The 16,698-nt window shown below is 64.7% G+C and carries 18 protein-coding genes; 12 read left to right on the forward strand and 6 right to left on the reverse strand.

Annotated features, from left to right (window positions below; translation table 11 throughout):
* Nucleotides 1–39 precede the first annotated feature (39 nt).
* The gene (locus tag EJ068_RS08785; protein WP_129554994.1) at nucleotides 40–2,763 is read left to right on the forward strand and encodes a sensor histidine kinase KdpD; all 2,724 of its coding nucleotides are present in this window, start codon (nucleotides 40–42) and stop codon (nucleotides 2,761–2,763) included.
* On the forward strand, nucleotides 2,760–3,461 hold the full coding sequence (locus EJ068_RS08790; RefSeq protein WP_127249498.1) for a response regulator transcription factor: 702 nt from the start codon (nucleotides 2,760–2,762) through the stop codon (nucleotides 3,459–3,461). The genes EJ068_RS08785 and EJ068_RS08790 overlap by 4 nt, the downstream gene beginning before the upstream one ends.
* Before the next feature lie 49 nt (nucleotides 3,462–3,510).
* Here EJ068_RS08790 and EJ068_RS08795 read toward each other — a convergent pair whose 3' ends face one another.
* The gene (locus tag EJ068_RS08795) at nucleotides 3,511–4,089 is read right to left on the reverse strand and encodes an invasion associated locus B family protein (protein WP_127249499.1); all 579 of its coding nucleotides are present in this window, start codon (nucleotides 4,087–4,089) and stop codon (nucleotides 3,511–3,513) included.
* A gap of 202 nt (nucleotides 4,090–4,291) precedes the next feature.
* On the opposite strand from EJ068_RS08795, the gene EJ068_RS08800 reads away from it, so the two are divergent.
* Together EJ068_RS08800 and EJ068_RS08805 are read left to right on the forward strand one after the other, a co-directional pair.
* Nucleotides 4,292–4,597 (forward strand): hypothetical protein, encoded by a 306-nt coding sequence (locus EJ068_RS08800; protein WP_127249500.1) that lies wholly within the window; start codon nucleotides 4,292–4,294, stop codon nucleotides 4,595–4,597.
* Between the two features lie 248 nt (nucleotides 4,598–4,845).
* Nucleotides 4,846–5,313 (forward strand): NUDIX hydrolase, encoded by a 468-nt coding sequence (locus EJ068_RS08805; protein ID WP_127249535.1) that lies wholly within the window; start codon nucleotides 4,846–4,848, stop codon nucleotides 5,311–5,313.
* Nucleotides 5,314–5,319: 6 nt separating this feature from the next.
* Here the strand turns inward: EJ068_RS08805 and EJ068_RS08810 are convergent, their stop codons facing one another.
* From EJ068_RS08810 to EJ068_RS08830, 5 genes are all read right to left on the reverse strand, one after another.
* The gene (locus EJ068_RS08810) at nucleotides 5,320–6,156 is read right to left on the reverse strand and encodes a citryl-CoA lyase (RefSeq protein WP_127249501.1); all 837 of its coding nucleotides are present in this window, start codon (nucleotides 6,154–6,156) and stop codon (nucleotides 5,320–5,322) included.
* A complete protein-coding gene (locus EJ068_RS08815) occupies nucleotides 6,153–7,337 on the reverse strand; it encodes a CoA transferase (protein WP_127249502.1) in 1,185 nt (394 codons plus the stop codon). The genes EJ068_RS08810 and EJ068_RS08815 overlap by 4 nt, the downstream gene beginning before the upstream one ends.
* Nucleotides 7,338–7,343: 6 nt before the next feature.
* Entirely contained in the window at nucleotides 7,344–8,867 is a 1,524-nt protein-coding gene (locus EJ068_RS08820) for a tripartite tricarboxylate transporter permease (protein WP_127249503.1), read from the reverse strand.
* Nucleotides 8,868–8,871: 4 nt separating this feature from the next.
* On the reverse strand, nucleotides 8,872–9,408 hold the full coding sequence (locus EJ068_RS08825; protein WP_127249504.1) for a tripartite tricarboxylate transporter TctB family protein: 537 nt from the start codon (nucleotides 9,406–9,408) through the stop codon (nucleotides 8,872–8,874).
* A 108-nt stretch (nucleotides 9,409–9,516) separates the two neighbouring features.
* Nucleotides 9,517–10,494: a tripartite tricarboxylate transporter substrate-binding protein gene (locus EJ068_RS08830; protein ID WP_127249505.1), complete on the reverse strand. Its 978-nt coding sequence runs from the start codon at nucleotides 10,492–10,494 to the stop codon at nucleotides 9,517–9,519.
* A gap of 206 nt (nucleotides 10,495–10,700) precedes the next feature.
* Between EJ068_RS08830 and EJ068_RS08835 the strand changes: the two genes are divergently transcribed.
* The 8 genes from EJ068_RS08835 (at nucleotide 10,701) to EJ068_RS08870 (ending at nucleotide 16,698) form a co-directional block, all read left to right on the forward strand.
* The gene (locus tag EJ068_RS08835) at nucleotides 10,701–11,453 is read left to right on the forward strand and encodes an IclR family transcriptional regulator (RefSeq protein ID WP_127249506.1); all 753 of its coding nucleotides are present in this window, start codon (nucleotides 10,701–10,703) and stop codon (nucleotides 11,451–11,453) included.
* An 80-nt stretch (nucleotides 11,454–11,533) separates the two neighbouring features.
* Nucleotides 11,534–11,857 carry a metalloregulator ArsR/SmtB family transcription factor gene (locus EJ068_RS08840; RefSeq protein WP_126081213.1) on the forward strand — a complete coding sequence of 108 codons (324 nt, stop codon included), beginning with the start codon at nucleotides 11,534–11,536 and terminating at the stop codon, nucleotides 11,855–11,857.
* Nucleotides 11,854–12,258, forward strand: coding sequence for an SRPBCC domain-containing protein (locus EJ068_RS08845; protein ID WP_127249507.1), 405 nt, complete (start codon nucleotides 11,854–11,856; stop codon nucleotides 12,256–12,258). Before EJ068_RS08840 ends, EJ068_RS08845 begins: the two co-directional genes overlap by 4 nt.
* Nucleotides 12,259–12,345: 87 nt before the next feature.
* Nucleotides 12,346–12,738, forward strand: coding sequence for a VOC family protein (locus EJ068_RS08850; protein WP_127249508.1), 393 nt, complete (start codon nucleotides 12,346–12,348; stop codon nucleotides 12,736–12,738).
* Between the two features lie 39 nt (nucleotides 12,739–12,777).
* Entirely contained in the window at nucleotides 12,778–13,011 is a 234-nt protein-coding gene (locus EJ068_RS08855; RefSeq protein WP_126081211.1) for a hypothetical protein, read from the forward strand.
* Nucleotides 13,011–13,454 carry a DUF1801 domain-containing protein gene (locus EJ068_RS08860; protein WP_127249509.1) on the forward strand — a complete coding sequence of 148 codons (444 nt, stop codon included), beginning with the start codon at nucleotides 13,011–13,013 and terminating at the stop codon, nucleotides 13,452–13,454. The genes EJ068_RS08855 and EJ068_RS08860 overlap by 1 nt, the downstream gene beginning before the upstream one ends.
* Before the next feature lie 78 nt (nucleotides 13,455–13,532).
* On the forward strand, nucleotides 13,533–13,931 hold the full coding sequence (locus EJ068_RS08865) for a DUF1801 domain-containing protein (RefSeq protein ID WP_126081209.1): 399 nt from the start codon (nucleotides 13,533–13,535) through the stop codon (nucleotides 13,929–13,931).
* A gap of 280 nt (nucleotides 13,932–14,211) precedes the next feature.
* A complete protein-coding gene (locus EJ068_RS08870; RefSeq protein ID WP_127249510.1) occupies nucleotides 14,212–16,698 on the forward strand; it encodes an EAL domain-containing protein in 2,487 nt (828 codons plus the stop codon).

Genomic DNA, 16,698 nt, shown 5'->3' on the forward strand with positions numbered 1-16,698 from the left:
GGATCGACACGGTCCCCGGCGCAATCCATGATTGGACTGATGCCCGACGACCGGACCGACTCCGAGAACCGCCCCTCCCCCGACGCGCTGCTGGAGCATGCCGAGCGCGAGGGCCGCGGCCGCCTGCGCATATTCCTTGGCGCGGCACCCGGCGTCGGCAAGACCTACGAGATGCTGATGGCGGGCCGCGCCCGCCGCGCCGACGGCGTCGATGTCGTCATCGGCATCGTCGAGACGCATGGCCGCAAGGAAACCCAGGCGCTGGTCGACGGCTACGAGGTGATCCCGCGCCGACTGGTCGACTATCGCGGCCAGACCTTGGACGAGATGGATATCGACGCCATCCTGAAGCGCCGCCCCGACCTCGTCCTGGTCGACGAGCTTGCCCACACCAACGCGCCAGGCAGCCGGCATCCCAAGCGCTATCTCGACGTCCAGGAGATCCTGGCTCAGGGCATCGACGTCTACACCACGCTGAACATCCAGCATGTCGAGAGCCTGAACGACGTCGTCGCCCAGATCACGCGCGTCAGGGTGCGCGAGACGGTCCCCGATTCCATCATCGACGAGGCCGACGACATCGAGGTCATCGATCTCACCCCCGACGACCTCATCAAGCGGCTGCATGACGGCAAGGTCTATTTCCCCAACACCGCGCAGCGCGCCATCGAGAATTATTTCTCACCGGGCAATCTGACGGCGCTGCGCGAGCTGGCGCTGCGCCGCACCGCCCAGCGCGTCGACGAACAGTTGCTCAACCACATGCAGTCGCACGCCATTCCCGGTCCCTGGGCGGCCGGCGAGCGGGTGCTCGTCTGCGTCGACTCGCAACCTGGCGGCGCGGCCCGCATCCGCTATGCGCGCCGGCTCGCCGACCGGCTGCGCGCGCCCTGGACGGCGCTTCACATCGACACGCCGCGTTTGGCCGGCATGTCCGAGGAAGACAAGGATCGCCTGGCCAGGAACCTGCGCCTTGCCGAGCAGCTCGGCGCCGAGATCACCACCCTCCCCGGCCAGAACGTCGCCCAGGACATCGTGCGCCACGCGACCGCCAACAATTTTACCCATATCGTCATCGGCCGGCCTACCCGTTCGCGCTGGCGCGAGCTGATCGAGGGCTCGCTCACCTATGATCTGATCCGCAATGCCGGCGACATCAGCGTCCATGTCATTTCCGGCGCCGAGCGTGATACCGATACGCCCTCGACGCGGCTCAAGGCCGCGCCCGAGCAAAAGCCTTTCCAGATCTGGCCCTATCTGATCTCGACCGTCTATGTCGCCGGCGCGCTGGCCGTCAGCTCGATCCTCGACCAGTTCCTCGACGTCCGCAATCTCGCCAGCGTCCTGCTTCTGGCGGTGCTGACGTCGGCGGTCACCTTCGGGCTCTGGCCGGCGCTCTATGCCTGTTTCGTGAGCGCGCTTGCCTTCAACTTCTTCTTCCTCGAGCCGCGGTACACGCTGACGATCCGGGACCCGGAAAGCATCGTTGCCTTTGTGGTCTTCCTCGTCGTCGCCGTGATCGCCAGCAATCTGACGGCGCGCGTGCAGCGCCAGGCTGTCGCCGCGCGCTCGCGGGCGCGCGCCACCGAGGATATCTATTCCTTTTCCAAGAAGCTCGCCGGCGCCGGCACGCTCGACGACGTGCTGTGGGCCACCGCCTTCCAGATCGCCTCGATGTTGAAGGTCCGCGTCGTGCTGCTTTTGCCGGAAAACGGCACCATCACCGTCAAGGCCGGCTATCCGCCGGACGATACCCTGGCCGAGGCCGATATCGCGGCCGCCCGCTGGGCCTGGGAGCACAACCGCGCAGCCGGCCGCGGCGCCGACACCTTGCCCGGCGCAAAACGGCTCTATCTGCCTTTGCGGACTGGGCGGACAGCGATCGGCGTGGTCGGCCTCGACAATGACAAGCAGGGACCGCTGCTGACGCCCGAGCAGCAGCGCCTGCTCGACGCCTTGGTCGACCAGGCAGCGGTGGCCATCGAGCGGGTCCAGCTCGTCGCCGATGTCGACCGCGCCCGGCTTGCGGCCGAAGCGGACCGGTTGCGCTCGGCGCTGCTCACCTCGATCTCCCACGACCTGAAGACGCCGCTCGCCGCGATCATGGGCGCGGCCGGCACGCTGAAGGAATTCGCGCCGGCGCTGCCGGAAAAGGATCGCGCGGAGCTTCTGTCGACGGTCGTCAGCGAGTCGGAGCGGCTGAACCGCTTCATCGCCAACCTGCTCGACATGACCAGGATCGAGTCGGGCGCGATGGAGCCGAATTACGCGCTCCATTATGTCGGCGATGTCGTCGGCTCGGCGCTGAACCGGGCGCAGAAGATCACCGCCGAGCACACAATAGAGACCGACATTCCGGCCGACCTGCCGATGCTGCGGCTCGATCCCGTGCTGTTCGAGCAGGCGCTGTTTAACCTCCTCGACAATGCCGCCAAATATGCCTCGCCCGGCTCGATCATCCGGCTGCAGGCCTGGGTCGACAATGGCGCCATCATCCTGCAGGTGATGGATGAGGGGCCGGGCATCCCACCGGGCGACCTGGAGCGGATATTCGACACCTTCTACCGCGTGCGCAAACGCGACCAGGTGCGTGCAGGCACGGGCCTCGGCCTGTCGATCAGCCGCGGCTTCATCGAGGCGATGAGCGGCACGATCGCGGCGGCCAACCGCACCGACCGTCCAGGCGCGATCTTCACCATCCGCATGCCGGTGCCGGCTGACTTGCCGGCGCTCGGCGCGCCCCTTACGGATGATGCGGCATGACAAATCAGACCGTGTCCATACTGGTTGTCGACGACGAGCCGCCGATCCGCAAATTGCTGCGCGTCGGCTTGGGCAGCCAGGGCTATACGGTCTGCGAGGCGCCGAACGCCAAGGCGGCGATCGAGCTCCTGCAGACCGAACGGCCGGACCTGATCCTGCTCGATCTCGGCCTGCCCGGCGTGACCGGCCTGGAGCTGCTCGGCAAATGGCGCGGCGACGGGCTCGACATTCCGGTCGTGATCCTGTCCAGCCGCACCGACGAGGCCGGCATCGTCTCGGCGCTCGAGCTTGGCGCCGACGACTATGTGACCAAGCCTTTCGGCATGAACGAGCTGGTCGCGCGCATCCGCGTGGCGCTGCGCCATAAGTTCCAGCAGCAGGGAGAGAAGCCGGTGTTCCACACCGGCGATCTCTCCGTCGACCTAGTGAAGCGCATCGTCAAGGTCGAGGGCAAGGAAGTGAAGCTGTCGCCCAAGGAATACGACATCCTGCGCATGTTAGTGCAGTACGCCGGCAAGGTGCTGACGCATCAGTTCCTGATGAAGCAGATCTGGAACGACTCGACCGACGTGCAATATCTGAGGGTCTATGTCCGCCAGCTGCGGCAGAAGATCGAGAAAACCCCGGACCAGCCGCGCTACATCATCACCGAGACGGGCGTGGGATACCGTTTGCGCGAGGTGGACGGAAACGAATAAGGCGACCGGCTTTCGCCAATCGCCCCAAAATGAATACCCTCGTTGTGGATCAATCCGCCGACAGATCCGCCGTCCGCGCCAGCGCGCTTCCAAAACCGTTGAGCGAGATGGTGAAGGAAATCGGCTGCATAGTATCCGCGGCGATAGCGTTGATCTTCAGCGTGGTGGCGTTCTGCAGCAGCGGCGTGGTGTCGGCGTCGAACGTCACCGGCACCAGACAACCCACCGCCTGGCAGGTGTTGAACTGCAGCGTGCCGTCGAGCTTTTTGTCGTCGATTTCGAGCGCGACGCCGTTGGCCAGCGCAAGTCCGAAAGGCAGCGCCAGCGTGCCCGCGGCGTCCTTACCCGTCTTGGTCGTCAATTCGATCGCCAGCAGCCGCTGGCCGCTCTGCTTGTTGAACTGCTGATGCGACAGGCTGCAGACCTTGTTGGTGCCGGTGACCTGGCAGTTCACCGTCCAGTCGCCATGCGTTTCCGAAAGCGCCGACGCGCCGCCCGGCAGTTGCGGCTTGGCCGCCGCGCCGGCGGGCTGAGCGGCCACCTTGTCGCCCTTGTTCTGCGCGGCGAATGCCGGCGGACCGACGATGCCCGCGACGGCCAGCATCGCTATGGCATACCTGATTTTCATCGAATCCCTCTTTGCCAACCGGCCAGTCGCGTGGACGGGCGAAGCCGCTGTTAGAGCCGCCAGCAGCCGCCGCCGTCAAGTGCAATGCTGAGGCACGGGCCGGATCTCCTTTGGCATGACAATCGATCAGCTGACCATGGCGCCGCCGGTCGAATACCCTATATTAGGCTGAGGTTCTGTTTTTCATGCGGACAAGGAAGCCATGTCGTCCCGCCGCCTATCGACGTTTCTGATTTCAGCTGCCCTGGCGGCCACCGGCTTGCTGGGCATGGCTTCCGGCGTATCGGCCCAGGTCGTCATCCCGACGAACCGCAACGCATTGGTGCAGCAGAACCAGCTGCAGCAGTTGCAGAACCAATTGCAGCGGCAGCAATACCAGCAGCAGCAGCAGATCTATCGTGAGCTCGACCGGCCGACCGTACGCCAGCCTCAGCCCAACGTGCCGGTATATGATCAGACATGTCGCATGGAAGCGGTCGGCAACACGATTTCGCGGGTTTGCCGCTGACATTTTGTTTTTTTCGGTTTATTAGCCGACTTACTTACCGGCAAGATACCGGATTGCAAGGGCGGTGGTTTTAGAGCAATTCCAGGAAAAGTGTGACACGGTTTTCCGTCAGGAATTGCGTCAAGACAGAAAGATAGAGCGGCTCGCCGTTTCCACGAAACGGTGAGACGCTCTAGGGTTTGCAGGAAGGGACGGGTTTTGCCGCGCGGATAGCTTGCGGCGGGACGCTGCTCCTACCGGAATTTGGGATGGCAACAACCAAGAAGAAAGCAGTTCGCCGGGCCAAGAAAGGGCAACGGATCCGCCAGGTGGCGGCCATTCCGTTTCGGTTGCGGGAAGACGGTGGCCTCGAAGTGCTGCTGGTCACCTCACGCACCACGCGGCGCTTCATCGTGCCCAAGGGTTGGCCGATGAAAGGCAAGAGCGGACGCAGGGCGGCAACGATCGAAGCCCAGGAAGAGGCCGGTGTTCTCGGCAAGTCGCTGAAGCAGCCTGCCGGTACCTATTCCTATTGGAAACGCATGACCGAGGGCTTCATTCGGGTGGACGTTTCGGTCTATCTCCTCCAAGTCACGGAGGAACTTGCCGATTGGCGGGAGGCCGCGAACCGGCAACGCGCATGGCTGCCGCCGGCAGACGCTGCCCTGCTCATCGACGAGCCTGAGCTTTCGACGCTGCTCCGGGATCTGACCATTCCGGCGGCCGATCCGGCTTAAACCGTCCTATTCGGTGTCGGGAAAAGGCCGTACCGGCATGCCGGTATAGGCCCACAGCCATTCCCGGGGCAGCGGCCCCTTGTTGCGGTCGCCTTGTTGCGACTGTTCCCATGCATGCGCCAGAATGCCGACCGACCGTGACAAAACGAAAAGGCCGCGCGTCAGCGCAGGGGGGAACCCGAGCTCGCCATAGATGACGGCCGTCGTGCCGTCGATGTTGAGCGGGATCGTCTTGCCCTTGCGCGCGGCGACTTCCGCCTCGATTGCACCGGCAATGTCGGCAAAACGCCCACTGACCACGCCGCGCGCGGCGAATTCCCGTGTCAGCTCGATGAGGCGCGGCGCGCGCGGATCGACCGGGTGGAAGCGGTGGCCAAGCCCCGGCACATAGCCTTTCTCCTCGGCGAAGAAACGATCGAGCCGCGTCTTCACTGCCTGGGCAAGAGGCGTGCCGCCATCCATCGCCGCGGCGATATCGCCATAGAAGGAAAGCGCCTGCTCGCCGGCGCCCCCATGCACGTCGCCAAGCACGTTGATGGCCGACGCCATCGCGTTGTTGATGCCGACGCCGCAAGTGGCGGCCATGCGGGCGATCGCGATCGACGGGGCCTGCGGACCGTGGTCGACGGCCGCGCCCAGCGCAATGCCGAGCAGTGCCGCCTGCTCTTCGCTTGGCAATTCGCCGCGCAGCATCAGCCAGATCATCGCCGGGAAGCTGACGCGGCCGATCAGATCCTGGATCTCGTAGCCGCGCAGCCGGATGACGCCCGGCCGCATCTCGATGATGGACGTTTGCCACCATTCCTCCGCGCGCTCGCGGCCGGTCTTTTTATCTTCGCTCATGCCTGCGCCCTCGACGTACCGCGCCCGGGCAAGGCGGCGAACACCTCGTCCGTATGCTCGCCAAGGCGCGGCGGCGGTGCCGTTGGCGTGGGCGCCACGCCGTCGACCATGAAGCCGCCGCGCACCACCGTCAGCGGCCGATCCATGCCGGACATGCCCTCGAACGAGGTCGCCATGCCGCGCTCGGTGACCTGAGGCTCCTCGAGCACCTGCGGGATCGTCAGCACCCGCCCTGCCGGCACGCCGGCACGGTTGAGTTTCTCTTCCCACGTCGCCGCCGAAGCGCTGCCAAGCGCGTCCTCGATCAGCACCTTCAGCGCTGCCCGGTTCTGCTTGCGCGTCTCGCGCTCGGCAAAGCGTGTATCCGACGCCAACTCCGGCCGCCCGATCAACCCGCAAAGGGTCACGAATTGCTCCTGCTTGTTGGCCGCGATGTTGAGCAACCCCTCGTCGGTGCGGAACGCGCCGGAAGGTGCGGCCGTCATGTTCTCATTGCCCATCGGCTTTGGCTCGACGCCGGCCGTCAGATAGTTCGACACCGGCCAGCCCAGCGCCGACAGCGTGCATTCGAGCATCGAGACGTCGAGAAAGGCGCCCTCGCCTTTTGTCTTCTGCTTCACCAGCGCCGCGGCGATGGCGAAGGCGCCGACCAGCCCGCCCAGCGTGTCGGCCACTGGATAGCCGACGCGCAGCGGCGCCGTTTCCGGCGTGCCGGTAATGCTCATGATCCCCGACAGGCCCTGGATGATCTGGTCGTAGGCGGGATTGCCGCGCATCGGCCCGGTCTGGCCGAAACCGGATATCGCGCAATAGACGAGGCCCGGTCGGACTTCCTTCAGCTTTTCATGGCCGAGGCCGAGGCGATTCATCACCCCCGGCCGGAAATTCTCGACCAGCGCGTCGGCCGTCGCCACCAGGTCGAGGAAACGCTCGCGATCGTCGGGCTTCTTCAGGTCGAGCACAACAGATCGTTTGCCGGCGTTCTGCGCCAGGAACGAGGCCCCCATACCGGCCTGGTTGAGTTCAGGCGAGGCGCCGAGCTGGCGCGCCAGATCCCCGCCCGGCGGTGCCTCAACCTTTATGACGTCGGCGCCGAGCAGCGCCAGCTGATAGGCGCAGTAGGGACCCGCCAGCACATTGGTGAGGTCGAGGACGCGGATGCCGGAAAGCAGGTCTGTCATGATAAATCAGGCATCGCCCGGCACGTGCTCCGGCCCGCGCCTGCGCCGGTGCTCGATCCAGGCCCAGATATGCGGTCCGACAAGGCCGATGAAGGCGAGCGTCAAAAGCGTCAGTGACAGCGGATGCCGGAAGAACACCGTCCAGTCGCCGTTTTCTATCGTCATCGCGCGGCGGAACTGCGTTTCGGCAAGCGGTCCCAGGATCATGCCGATGATCACCGGCGCTGTCGGGAAATCGAAGCGCCGCATCAGGAAGCCTGCCGCGCCCAAGAGATAGAGGATCGCGAGATCGATCGGCGACTGCGAGATGCCGTAGGTGCCGACCGTGGCGAACACCAGGATGCCGGCATAGAGCTGCGGCGCCGGGATCTTCAGGAGCCGCACCCAAAGGCCGATCAGCGGCAGGTTGAGGACGACCAGGATGACGTTGGCGATGAACAGGCTGGCGATCAGGCCCCAGACCAGATTGGCCTGCGTCGTCAAAAGCAGCGGCCCCGGATTGATGCCGTAGCTCTGGAAGGCCGACAGCATGATCGCCGCGGTCGCCGAGGTCGGCAGGCCGAGGGTCAGCATCGGCACCAGGACGCCGGCGGCCGATGCATTGTTGGCGGCTTCCGGCCCCGCGACGCCTTCGATGGCGCCGACCGTGCCGAACTCGTCCTTATGCTTCGAAAGCTTCTTCTCGATCGCATAGGACAGGAAGGTCGGGATCTCGGCGCCTCCGGCCGGCATGGCGCCGATCGGAAAGCCGATCGCGGCACCCCTGAGCCAAGGCTTCCACGAGCGGGCCCATTCGGCCGCCGTCATGTAGAGCGAACCTTTCAGCGGCACGATCTCGTCCTTGCCGGCATAGCGGCGCGAGGCCATGTAGAGCGTCTCGCCGACGGCGAACAGGCCGACCGCGACGATGATGACGTCGACACCGTCGAGCAATTCGGCCGTGCCGAAGGTGAAGCGCGGCTGTCCGGTCTGCAGGTCGACGCCGATCATGCCGACGACAAAGCCGGCGAACAGGCTGGTCAGTCCTCGCACCGACGACGAACCGAGCACCGCCGAGACGGTGATGAAGGCCAGCACCATCAGCGAGAAATATTCGGCCGGCCCGAACTTCAGCGCGTATTTGACCACGGTCGGAGCCAGGAAGGCGACACCCAGCGTGCCGAGCGTGCCGGCAACGAAGGAGCCGATCGCCGAGGTGGCGAGCGCCGCCCCGCCGCGCCCCGAACGCGCCATGCGGTTGCCCTCGAGCGCGGTGACGATCGTGGCGCTTTCGCCAGGCGTGTTGAGCAGGATCGACGTCGTCGAGCCGCCATACATCGCGCCGTAATAGATGCCGGCAAACAAAATGAACGAGGCCTCCGGCGCCACCTGGTAGGTGATCGGCAACAAGAGCGCGATGGTCAGCGCCGGCCCGAGCCCGGGCAGCACGCCGATTGCCGTTCCGAGCGTCGTGCCGACCAGGCACCATAACAGGTTGGTCGGCGTGAAGGCGACAGCGAACCCGTGCGCGAGATGGCTGAGCGTGTCCATGATCTCAGCCCCCCTTGCCGCCGAGCATGGCGCCCATCAGCGCGTTGAGCTGGTTCTCGATCAGGCCGGCACCGATGTTGACGCCGAGCGCCTTGGCGAAGCCGAAATAGGCGGCAAGCGCCAACACGAGGCCGAGCAGCGCGTCACGCAGCGGGTGCCGGCTGCCGAAGCCGAAACAGACCAGCACGAACATGATGACCGAGGCCGCGGTGAAGCCGAGCGGCTGGATGAGCACGAGGTTGGCAACGAGACCCGCCGCCACCAGGCCCATCGCCTTCCAATCGGTCGGCGTTTCCTTTTCCTCCTCCGGCTGCCAGCCGCCGCGAATGGCGGCGAGGATGAGCAGCAGCGACAGCAAGATCATCCCGGCCATGGTGATATAGGGGAAGACCGTCGGGCCGACCTTGGAGTAGAGCGGCGAGACCGGGATCGCCAGCGTCTGCCAGGCGACGGCGCAGGCGCAGGCGAGAAGCCCGACGCCGATCAGTAATTCAGGTAAGGCAAGACCCGGCGGTGACGCCTGATGGTCGCTGGTGCTCATGATCTCCTCGCCGGATGGCCGGCACGCGGCTGCCGGCATCGCCGCAGTCCATTTCCTGCTTGCATGCTGTCACGGAGGCGGTGCCGCCTCCGTGATCCGGTGGAGGCCTCAGGCGAGACCGAGATCCTTCAAAATGGCGCCGATGCGGGCGGTGTCCTCGGTGACGAACTTGGCGTAGTCGTCGCCAGTGAGCAGGATCGGCGTCCAGTTGCGGTTCTTGCACTCTGTCGCCCAGGCGTCGCTCTTGGCCATGGTCTCGATCAGCTTGATCATCGCCGCCTTGTCGTCGTCGGACACGCCGGGCGGCGCGAAAACGCCGCGCCAGTTGAACAGCTCGACATCGAAACCGGCCTCCTTCAGCGTCGGCGCATCGATGCCGTCCTGGCGCTTGTCGGCCGAGATGGCGAGCAGCCGGAGCGCGCCGGCCTTGATCTGCTCGGAGAATTCGCCGTAGCCGGAAATGCCGGCCGCGACCTGGTTGCCGAGCAGCGCCGACAGCGCCTCGCCGCCACCGGCGAACGGCACATAGGAGAGGTTCGCCGCCGGCACGCCGGCCGTCTTGGCGATCAGGCCGAACAGGATGTGGTCGGAACCGCCTGCCGAGCCGCCGGCGACCGGAACCTTGGTCGGATCGGCTTTCAGCGCGGCGACGAAATCGCCGGCCGTCTTGAACGGCGATTCCGCAGGCACCACCAGCGCCTCGAACTCACCCGTAAGGCGAGCGATCGGTGTCACCTCGGTAAGATTGTTGGCTGCCTGGTTGGCGATGATGGCGCCGACCATGACCATGCCGGCGACCATCAGCGAATTGCCCTTGCCTTTCCACTGATTAACGAATTGCGGCAGGCCGACCGTGCCACCGGCGCCGCCGACATTGGTGATCTGCGAGCCGGATATGAGCTTCTCGGAGCGCAGCACCTGGTCGATCGTGCGCGCCGTCTGGTCCCAGCCGCCACCGGGCGCCGCCGGAACAAAAATCTGGATCTGCGGCACGTCCTGCGCCAAGGCGGGGGTAAAATGCAGCGCGGTGAAACCAGCGGCGCCGACGGCTGCCGTGCTCGTCAGGAATTTGCGTCTGTTCAGCATGGGGATTTCCTCCAAATCACGACACCTCTCCTCCAGGTGCCCTGCCAAGACGAGGCCCGACACAGGCCTTCACTTCGATTTCAAGCAAATGTTATCTCGTTCTGTCAATAGGAATACCATTCTGCTAGACAGAACGGCGGCGTCGGGATTAAATCTCGTGTCTGGATCAGTTCCGGATGGGCGACTGCGATGAAATCACCGTTGCAATGACAGACACGCCTCCCAGCTCGGCACGGGCCGACGGCGTCGCCGCGCTTGAACGCGCTATCGCCATTCTCGATGCCTTCACCGCTGCCGACCGCTCGCTCGGTCTGGCCGAAATCGCCGCCCGTACCGGCCTTTACAAGAGCACGATCCTGCGGCTGGCAAATTCCCTGATACGCGGGCAATTGCTGGAGCGCCTGGATGATGGGCGCTATCGCATCGGGCCTGCCGCATTCCGGCTTGGCGCGCTCTACCAGCGGTCCGTCGTGGCGATGGACGTCCTGCTGCCAATCATGCGCGATCTTTCCGAGCAGAGCTGGGAAAGCGTCGCTTTCTACGTGCGCTCCGGTGATCTGCGCACTTGCCTTTACCGTGTCGAATCCAAGCATCCGATCCGCTACACGATCCGCGAAGGCGATGTGCTGCCTCTGCTTGTCGGCTCCGGCGGCCGGGTGCTTGCCGCCTTTTCGGGCCAGGAGGGCGAGCCCTACGAAACGATCCGCAACACCTACAACTACATCTCGATCGGCGACCGCGACCCGCAGACCGCCGGCATATCCGCGCCCGTCTTCGGACCAGGACGCACACTGCTCGGCGCGCTGACGCTCGCAGGGCCGAGCACGCGCGTCGACGCGGCCTTTCTCGAGCGCATGAAACGCCCGCTGCTGGAAGCCGCCGCGCGCGCTACCCGCGCCTTCGGCGAGGATGCCTTCATGCTGGACGTGGCAGCCCTCAACGCGGGCGCCGGCAACTAGCGCCGTCCAGGTTTCTGCTTGACTCACATATATCCCGATGGTTATACGTCAATCAATAGCCAACGGGTTATCGATCTGAGATGCCGGCCACGCACGATATGCTGTTCAGGACGCTTGCCGATCCGACGCGGCGCGCCATCTTCGAACGTCTCTGTCGCCAGGGCGAGCAGACGGTCGGAGCCCTCACCGCGCAGGCCGGTGTGTCGCAGCCGGCGGTGTCGAAGCATCTGGGCGTGCTCAAGGAAGCGGGGCTGGTGCGCGACCGCCATGAAGGGCGCCAGACCCATTACAGCGCGCAGCTCAAGGCGCTTGCGCCGTTGATGGATTGGACGCGCGACATGGCGGGGTTTTGGGAAAGCCGGTTCGACGATCTCGAAGACCTGCTCAAAAGGATGGATCAATGAACGAAGCCGCAACGCGCTCCGTCATCGTCGAGCGCGAGATACCTTTTGCGCCGGAAAAGATTTGGCGCGCGCTCACCCAACCGCATCTCATCGAGGAGTGGCTGATGAAGAACAACTTCAAGCCGGTCGTGGACCATCGCTTCAATCTGAGCGCGGAATGGGGCGGCGTCGACTGCCAGGTGCGGACGGTCGAACCGAACCGGACGCTGTCCTACAGTTGGGACACCAAGGACCTCGAGAGCGTGGTCACCTGGACGCTGACCCCGACGGGCACGGGCACGCATCTGCGTATGGAGCAGGTCGGCTTCCGCACGGATCAGGAGCCGTATTACCGCGGCGCCACCGTCGGCTGGAAGAGATACCTGGCGACCTTGGAAGAGGTCCTTTCGCGGCTCGACTGAAGGTCGCCGCCAACAGCAGGACTGCTCGGAACAACACACTGTTTGGCGGGGCGGCACACCGCAGGCGTAAGCCATGGAGATATCGAAATGAAGATCAAGTTGACCAGCATCTATGTCGACGACCAGGAGAAGGCCCTCGCCTTCTACACCGGCGTTCTGGGCTTCACCAGGAAGGCGGATTTCACCAACGGTCCATTCCGCTGGCTGACCGTCACCTCGCCCGACGATCCGGATGGCACCGAACTGCAGCTGGCACTCAACGACAATCCGGCGGCAAAGACCTGTCAGCAGGCCATCTTCAAGCAGGGCCAGCCGGCGCTGATGCTGTTCGGCGACGACATCAAGGCCGACCACGAGCGCATTAAGGCCAAGGGCGGCAATTTTGCCATGGCGCCGACGGCGGTGACCGGCGCCACCATCGCGCAGCTCAACGACACCTGCGGCAACCTCGTCCAGCTTTCGCAGCTGGCGCGCTGGTAGGCGCCTCGATCCGTCTCGTCATTTGCAAGGGAGGTTACATTGAGCTGGAGCAAGTGGATCAGGCAGCTTCATCGCTGGCTGTCGATCATCTTCACCGTCACCGTCATTGCCAATTTCGCCGCCATGGCCATGGGCCCGCCGCCCGCCTGGATCGTCTATTCGCCGTTGATCCCGCTTTTCCTACTTTTGTTCAGCGGACTCTACATGTTCGTGCTGCCCTATGCCGCCAGAAGGCGCGGCGAGCCGTCGCCCGAGCGCACGGGATCGGCCTGATGGCGAAGGCGAAATCGAAAGCCGACGCATCTCCGCACGAGAAGCCGGTCCTGCTTTCAGGCGGCAATCCGCAGATCGCCAAGGGCCATGGCGACGCTCCCGTGCAGGCCTATATCGCGGCGATGCCGGGCTGGAAGAGCGAGGTCGGGCGCCGGCTCGACCAGCTCATCGTGCAAGCCATTCCCAACGTGCAGAAGGCCGTCAAATGGAATTCGCCACTCTACGGCATGAAGGACGAAGGCTGGTTTCTCGGCATCCATTGCTTCGCCAGCTACATCAAGGTGGCGTTCTTCCGCGGCCTGTCGCTGGACCCCGTGCCTCCGGTCGAATCCAAGAGCGGGGACACGCGCTATTTGCATATCCATGAGGACGATCGGCTCGACGAGAAGCGGTTCGTTTCCTGGGTGAAACAGGCGAGCCGGCTGCCCGGCGAACGGATGTAAGCGCAAGGAAGGATCAAGCGCCGCCCTCCCGAAGGACCACGGCGGCGAGTGATATCCGGCATTGAGGAGAAACCAGACATGCAAAAAGACGGCGAGCAGGACGGCAGGTCTGCGTCCGAGCTGATCGATAGAAGGATCGAGGAACTGGGCGACTGGCGCGGCGAGATGCTTGCCCGGCTCCGCGCCCTGATCCGCCAGGCCGCGCCGGAAGCCGTCGAGACATGGAAATGGCGCGGCGTGCCGGTTTGGGAGGATGCCGGCATCATCTGCACCGGCGAGACCTACAAGGCCGTCGTCAAGCTGACCTTCGCCAGAGGCGCGGCGCTGCCCGACCCCAAGAAGCTCTTCAACTCCAGCCTCGAAGGCAACACGAGGCGCGCCATCGATTTCAAGCAAGGCGACACGATCGACGCCGATGCGCTGAAGGCGCTCGTACGCGAAGCCGTGACCCTCAACAGATCGAGGGCCAAGCGCTGAGAGAGGACTGCGGTATAACGCTATCGGGTTGATTTGCCGGCTTTTTCTTCCGCGCACCGGCAACACGGATCAATACATCGCATCACCCGGCGTAAGCGTCTGCCAGGCAACAATTCATGAAACAAGTACCGGACAAGTTTATCGGCCGTTAAGCCAGGCGCGCTATCTGGATCGATGTCGCCGGCAACGGGGCGACATGCGGAGAAAAATATCGTCTCAACCGACGGATGAGCTAGTCGGACAGACGCCGGGGGAGCAGAACGAGCTCCATGGGAATGGGATGAAGTTCTCGTCGACCGATGCCGGTCCGCGTCTGATAGGGCTGGTCTGGCCCTTCGTCGCGGTGGTCCTGACCCAGGCGCTGGTCGCAACCCTCAGCCTCCACACATTATCGGCGGTCCGCGCCTATGTCGGCGGCGAAAGCCAATGGTCGAAAGGCCAGAAGCACGCCATCTACTTCCTGAACCTCTATGCCGATACCGGCCGGCAGGAATATTTCAACGAACATCGTCAAGCCATCGCCGTGCCGCTCGCCGATCGCGCCGCGCGGCTGGCGCTCGAACAGGCCGAGCCCGACACGAATGCGGCCCGGCTTGGCTTTCTCGGCGGCAACAACCATCCCGACGATGTTGACGGCCTGATCTGGCTGTTCCGGAATTTCCGCGGCGTCAGCTATCTCGACACCGCGATCCGCCACTGGAGGGATGCCGACGAGATGATCCTCGCCATCGAGGGACTTGGCGACAAGATGAATCGAAGGCTGGAAAAAGAGCCGGCAACGCCAGCCGAGATCAGCCTCTGGAAGGCGAAAATCCACCAGCTCGACCGCCAGATCGGGCCGCTGGCCAAGGCCTTTTCCGACAGCCTCGGCGAGGGATCGCGCTTCATCAAGATGGCGCTGACGGCGGCCAATCTCGCCACCGCCGCCCTGCTTATCCTGCTCGTCGTCTGGCGCACGCGCAAGCTGATGATACAGCGCCAGGCGTTTCAGAGCGCCCTCAACGCCGAGCGCGAGCGTGCCCAGATCACGCTGGCCTCGATCGGCCAGGCCGTCATCAGCACCGATGCCGAGGGGCGGCTTGACTATATGAATGCCGGGGCGGAGCGGCTGCTTGCCTGCTCGCTGGCCGCAGCCAGGGGCAGGCCCATCGCCTCGTTGTTCCGGCTTGTCGACAAGGACAGCGGCGTCGAGGAGACCGATCTGATCGCGCGCCTGCTGGCAGGCGAGCCACGCCGCTCCAATGTGCGCCCGCAGCTCCTGGAGCGTCCCGACAGCTCGGTCGTGCCGGTGGCGCTGAACGGCGCGCCGCTGATCGTCTCAGGCCAGATCCTCGGCTGTGTCCTGGCCCTGCACGACATGACGCGCGAGCAGGATTATATCGAGCGCCTGTCGTGGCAGGCATCGCATGATGCGCTGACCGGTCTCGTCAACCGCCGCGACTTCGAGAACCGGCTGGCGGGCGCGATCTCCGAAGCGCCGGAAAGGTCGCGCAGGCATGCGCTGATGTATCTCGACCTCGACCAGTTCAAGCTGGTCAACGACACATGCGGCCATGCCGCCGGCGACCAGCTGCTGCGCCAGATCTCGGTGCTGCTCGCCAACGAGCTGCCGCCCGGCGACATCCTGGCCAGGCTCGGCGGCGACGAGTTCGGCGTGCTGCTCTTCGATTGCGATGCCGACTGTGCCGCCGCAACCGCCGAACGGCTGCGCGCCACGGTCCAGGACCTGCATTTCTCCTGGGACGGGCGTCCCTTCAACATCAGCGTCAGCATCGGCATGGTCGAAGTCGCCAACGTCGGCATGACGCTGGAGGAGGTGCTGCGCGCAGCCGACGTCGCCTGCTACATGGCGAAGGAAAAGGGCCGCAATCGCATCCATTTCCACAGCGAGGGCGACACCGCGCTGCGCGAGCGCTTCGGCGAGATGGCCTGGGTGCAGCGTCTGCACGCCGCGCTGGATCAGAACCGCTTCAGGCTGCATGCGCAAGAGATCGCGCCCCTGCGCGACGATATCCCGGAGCAGGGCGCGCATATCGAAATCCTGCTCAGGCTGACCGACGAGGACGGCAGCTTCGTCACGCCGCAGAGCTTCATCCCGGCGGCGGAGCGCTACGGATTGATGCCGGCGATCGACCGCTGGGTGGTGCGCAACACCTTCGCCACCTTGGCGGCCAGGCGCGCCGACCCGCACGCGACGCCGATATCCACCTGCGCGATCAATCTCTCCGGCGCCACCTTCGGCGACGAGACCTTCCTCGGCTTCATGCGCGAGCAGTTCGCCGCGCACGCCATCGTCCCCGAAACGATCTGTCTGGAGATCACCGAGACCAGCGCCATTGCAAATCTTTCCGAAGCCATGCGCTTCATCGCCGATCTGCGCGGGCTTGGCTGCCGCTTCGCGCTCGACGATTTCGGCTCCGGCATGTCGTCCTTCGCCTATCTGAAGCATTTGCCGGTCGACTACCTCAAGATCGACGGCAGCTTCGTCAAGGACATGCTCGACGACCGCATCGACCGCGCGATGGTCGAGATGATCCATCACATCGGCAAGGTGACGGGAAAACGCACCATCGCCGAATTCGTCGAAAGCGAAGGCATCCTCGACGCCTTGAAAGCGATCGGCGTCGACTACGCGCAGGGCTATGCGATCGCGCTGCCCCAGCCATTCGACGCAACCACGGTGCTGCGCGGCAATCGCAGCGAGCGCGATGCAACGGCGGATGGATGGGAGACTTTGGCGCGGACGCTGCGCCGCAAAGCCAGCTAA

The organism is Mesorhizobium sp. M2A.F.Ca.ET.043.02.1.1 (assembly GCF_003952405.1).
GTDB lineage: Bacteria > Pseudomonadota > Alphaproteobacteria > Rhizobiales > Rhizobiaceae > Mesorhizobium.

Bases quoted from the DNA above. Each gene is read 5' to 3' on its own strand.
- EJ068_RS08805 (WP_127249535.1), top strand. From the start codon at position 4,846: ATGGCAACAACCAAGAAGAAAGCAGTTCGCCGGGCCAAGAAAGGGCAA.
- EJ068_RS08860 (WP_127249509.1), top strand. From the start codon at position 13,011: ATGGCGAAGGCGAAATCGAAAGCCGACGCATCTCCGCACGAGAAGCCG.
- EJ068_RS08840 (WP_126081213.1), top strand. From the start codon at position 11,534: ATGCCGGCCACGCACGATATGCTGTTCAGGACGCTTGCCGATCCGACG.
- EJ068_RS08800 (WP_127249500.1), top strand. From the start codon at position 4,292: ATGTCGTCCCGCCGCCTATCGACGTTTCTGATTTCAGCTGCCCTGGCG.
- EJ068_RS08795 (WP_127249499.1), bottom strand. From the start codon at position 4,089: ATGAAAATCAGGTATGCCATAGCGATGCTGGCCGTCGCGGGCATCGTC.
- EJ068_RS08865 (WP_126081209.1), top strand. From the start codon at position 13,533: ATGCAAAAAGACGGCGAGCAGGACGGCAGGTCTGCGTCCGAGCTGATC.
- EJ068_RS08870 (WP_127249510.1), top strand. From the start codon at position 14,212: ATGAAGTTCTCGTCGACCGATGCCGGTCCGCGTCTGATAGGGCTGGTC.
- EJ068_RS08790 (WP_127249498.1), top strand. From the start codon at position 2,760: ATGACAAATCAGACCGTGTCCATACTGGTTGTCGACGACGAGCCGCCG.
- EJ068_RS08835 (WP_127249506.1), top strand. From the start codon at position 10,701: ATGACAGACACGCCTCCCAGCTCGGCACGGGCCGACGGCGTCGCCGCG.
- EJ068_RS08815 (WP_127249502.1), bottom strand. From the start codon at position 7,337: ATGACAGACCTGCTTTCCGGCATCCGCGTCCTCGACCTCACCAATGTG.
- EJ068_RS08785 (WP_129554994.1), top strand. From the start codon at position 40: ATGCCCGACGACCGGACCGACTCCGAGAACCGCCCCTCCCCCGACGCG.
- EJ068_RS08850 (WP_127249508.1), top strand. From the start codon at position 12,346: ATGAAGATCAAGTTGACCAGCATCTATGTCGACGACCAGGAGAAGGCC.
- EJ068_RS08830 (WP_127249505.1), bottom strand. From the start codon at position 10,494: ATGCTGAACAGACGCAAATTCCTGACGAGCACGGCAGCCGTCGGCGCC.
- EJ068_RS08825 (WP_127249504.1), bottom strand. From the start codon at position 9,408: ATGAGCACCAGCGACCATCAGGCGTCACCGCCGGGTCTTGCCTTACCT.
- EJ068_RS08845 (WP_127249507.1), top strand. From the start codon at position 11,854: ATGAACGAAGCCGCAACGCGCTCCGTCATCGTCGAGCGCGAGATACCT.
- EJ068_RS08810 (WP_127249501.1), bottom strand. From the start codon at position 6,156: ATGAGCGAAGATAAAAAGACCGGCCGCGAGCGCGCGGAGGAATGGTGG.
- EJ068_RS08820 (WP_127249503.1), bottom strand. From the start codon at position 8,867: ATGGACACGCTCAGCCATCTCGCGCACGGGTTCGCTGTCGCCTTCACG.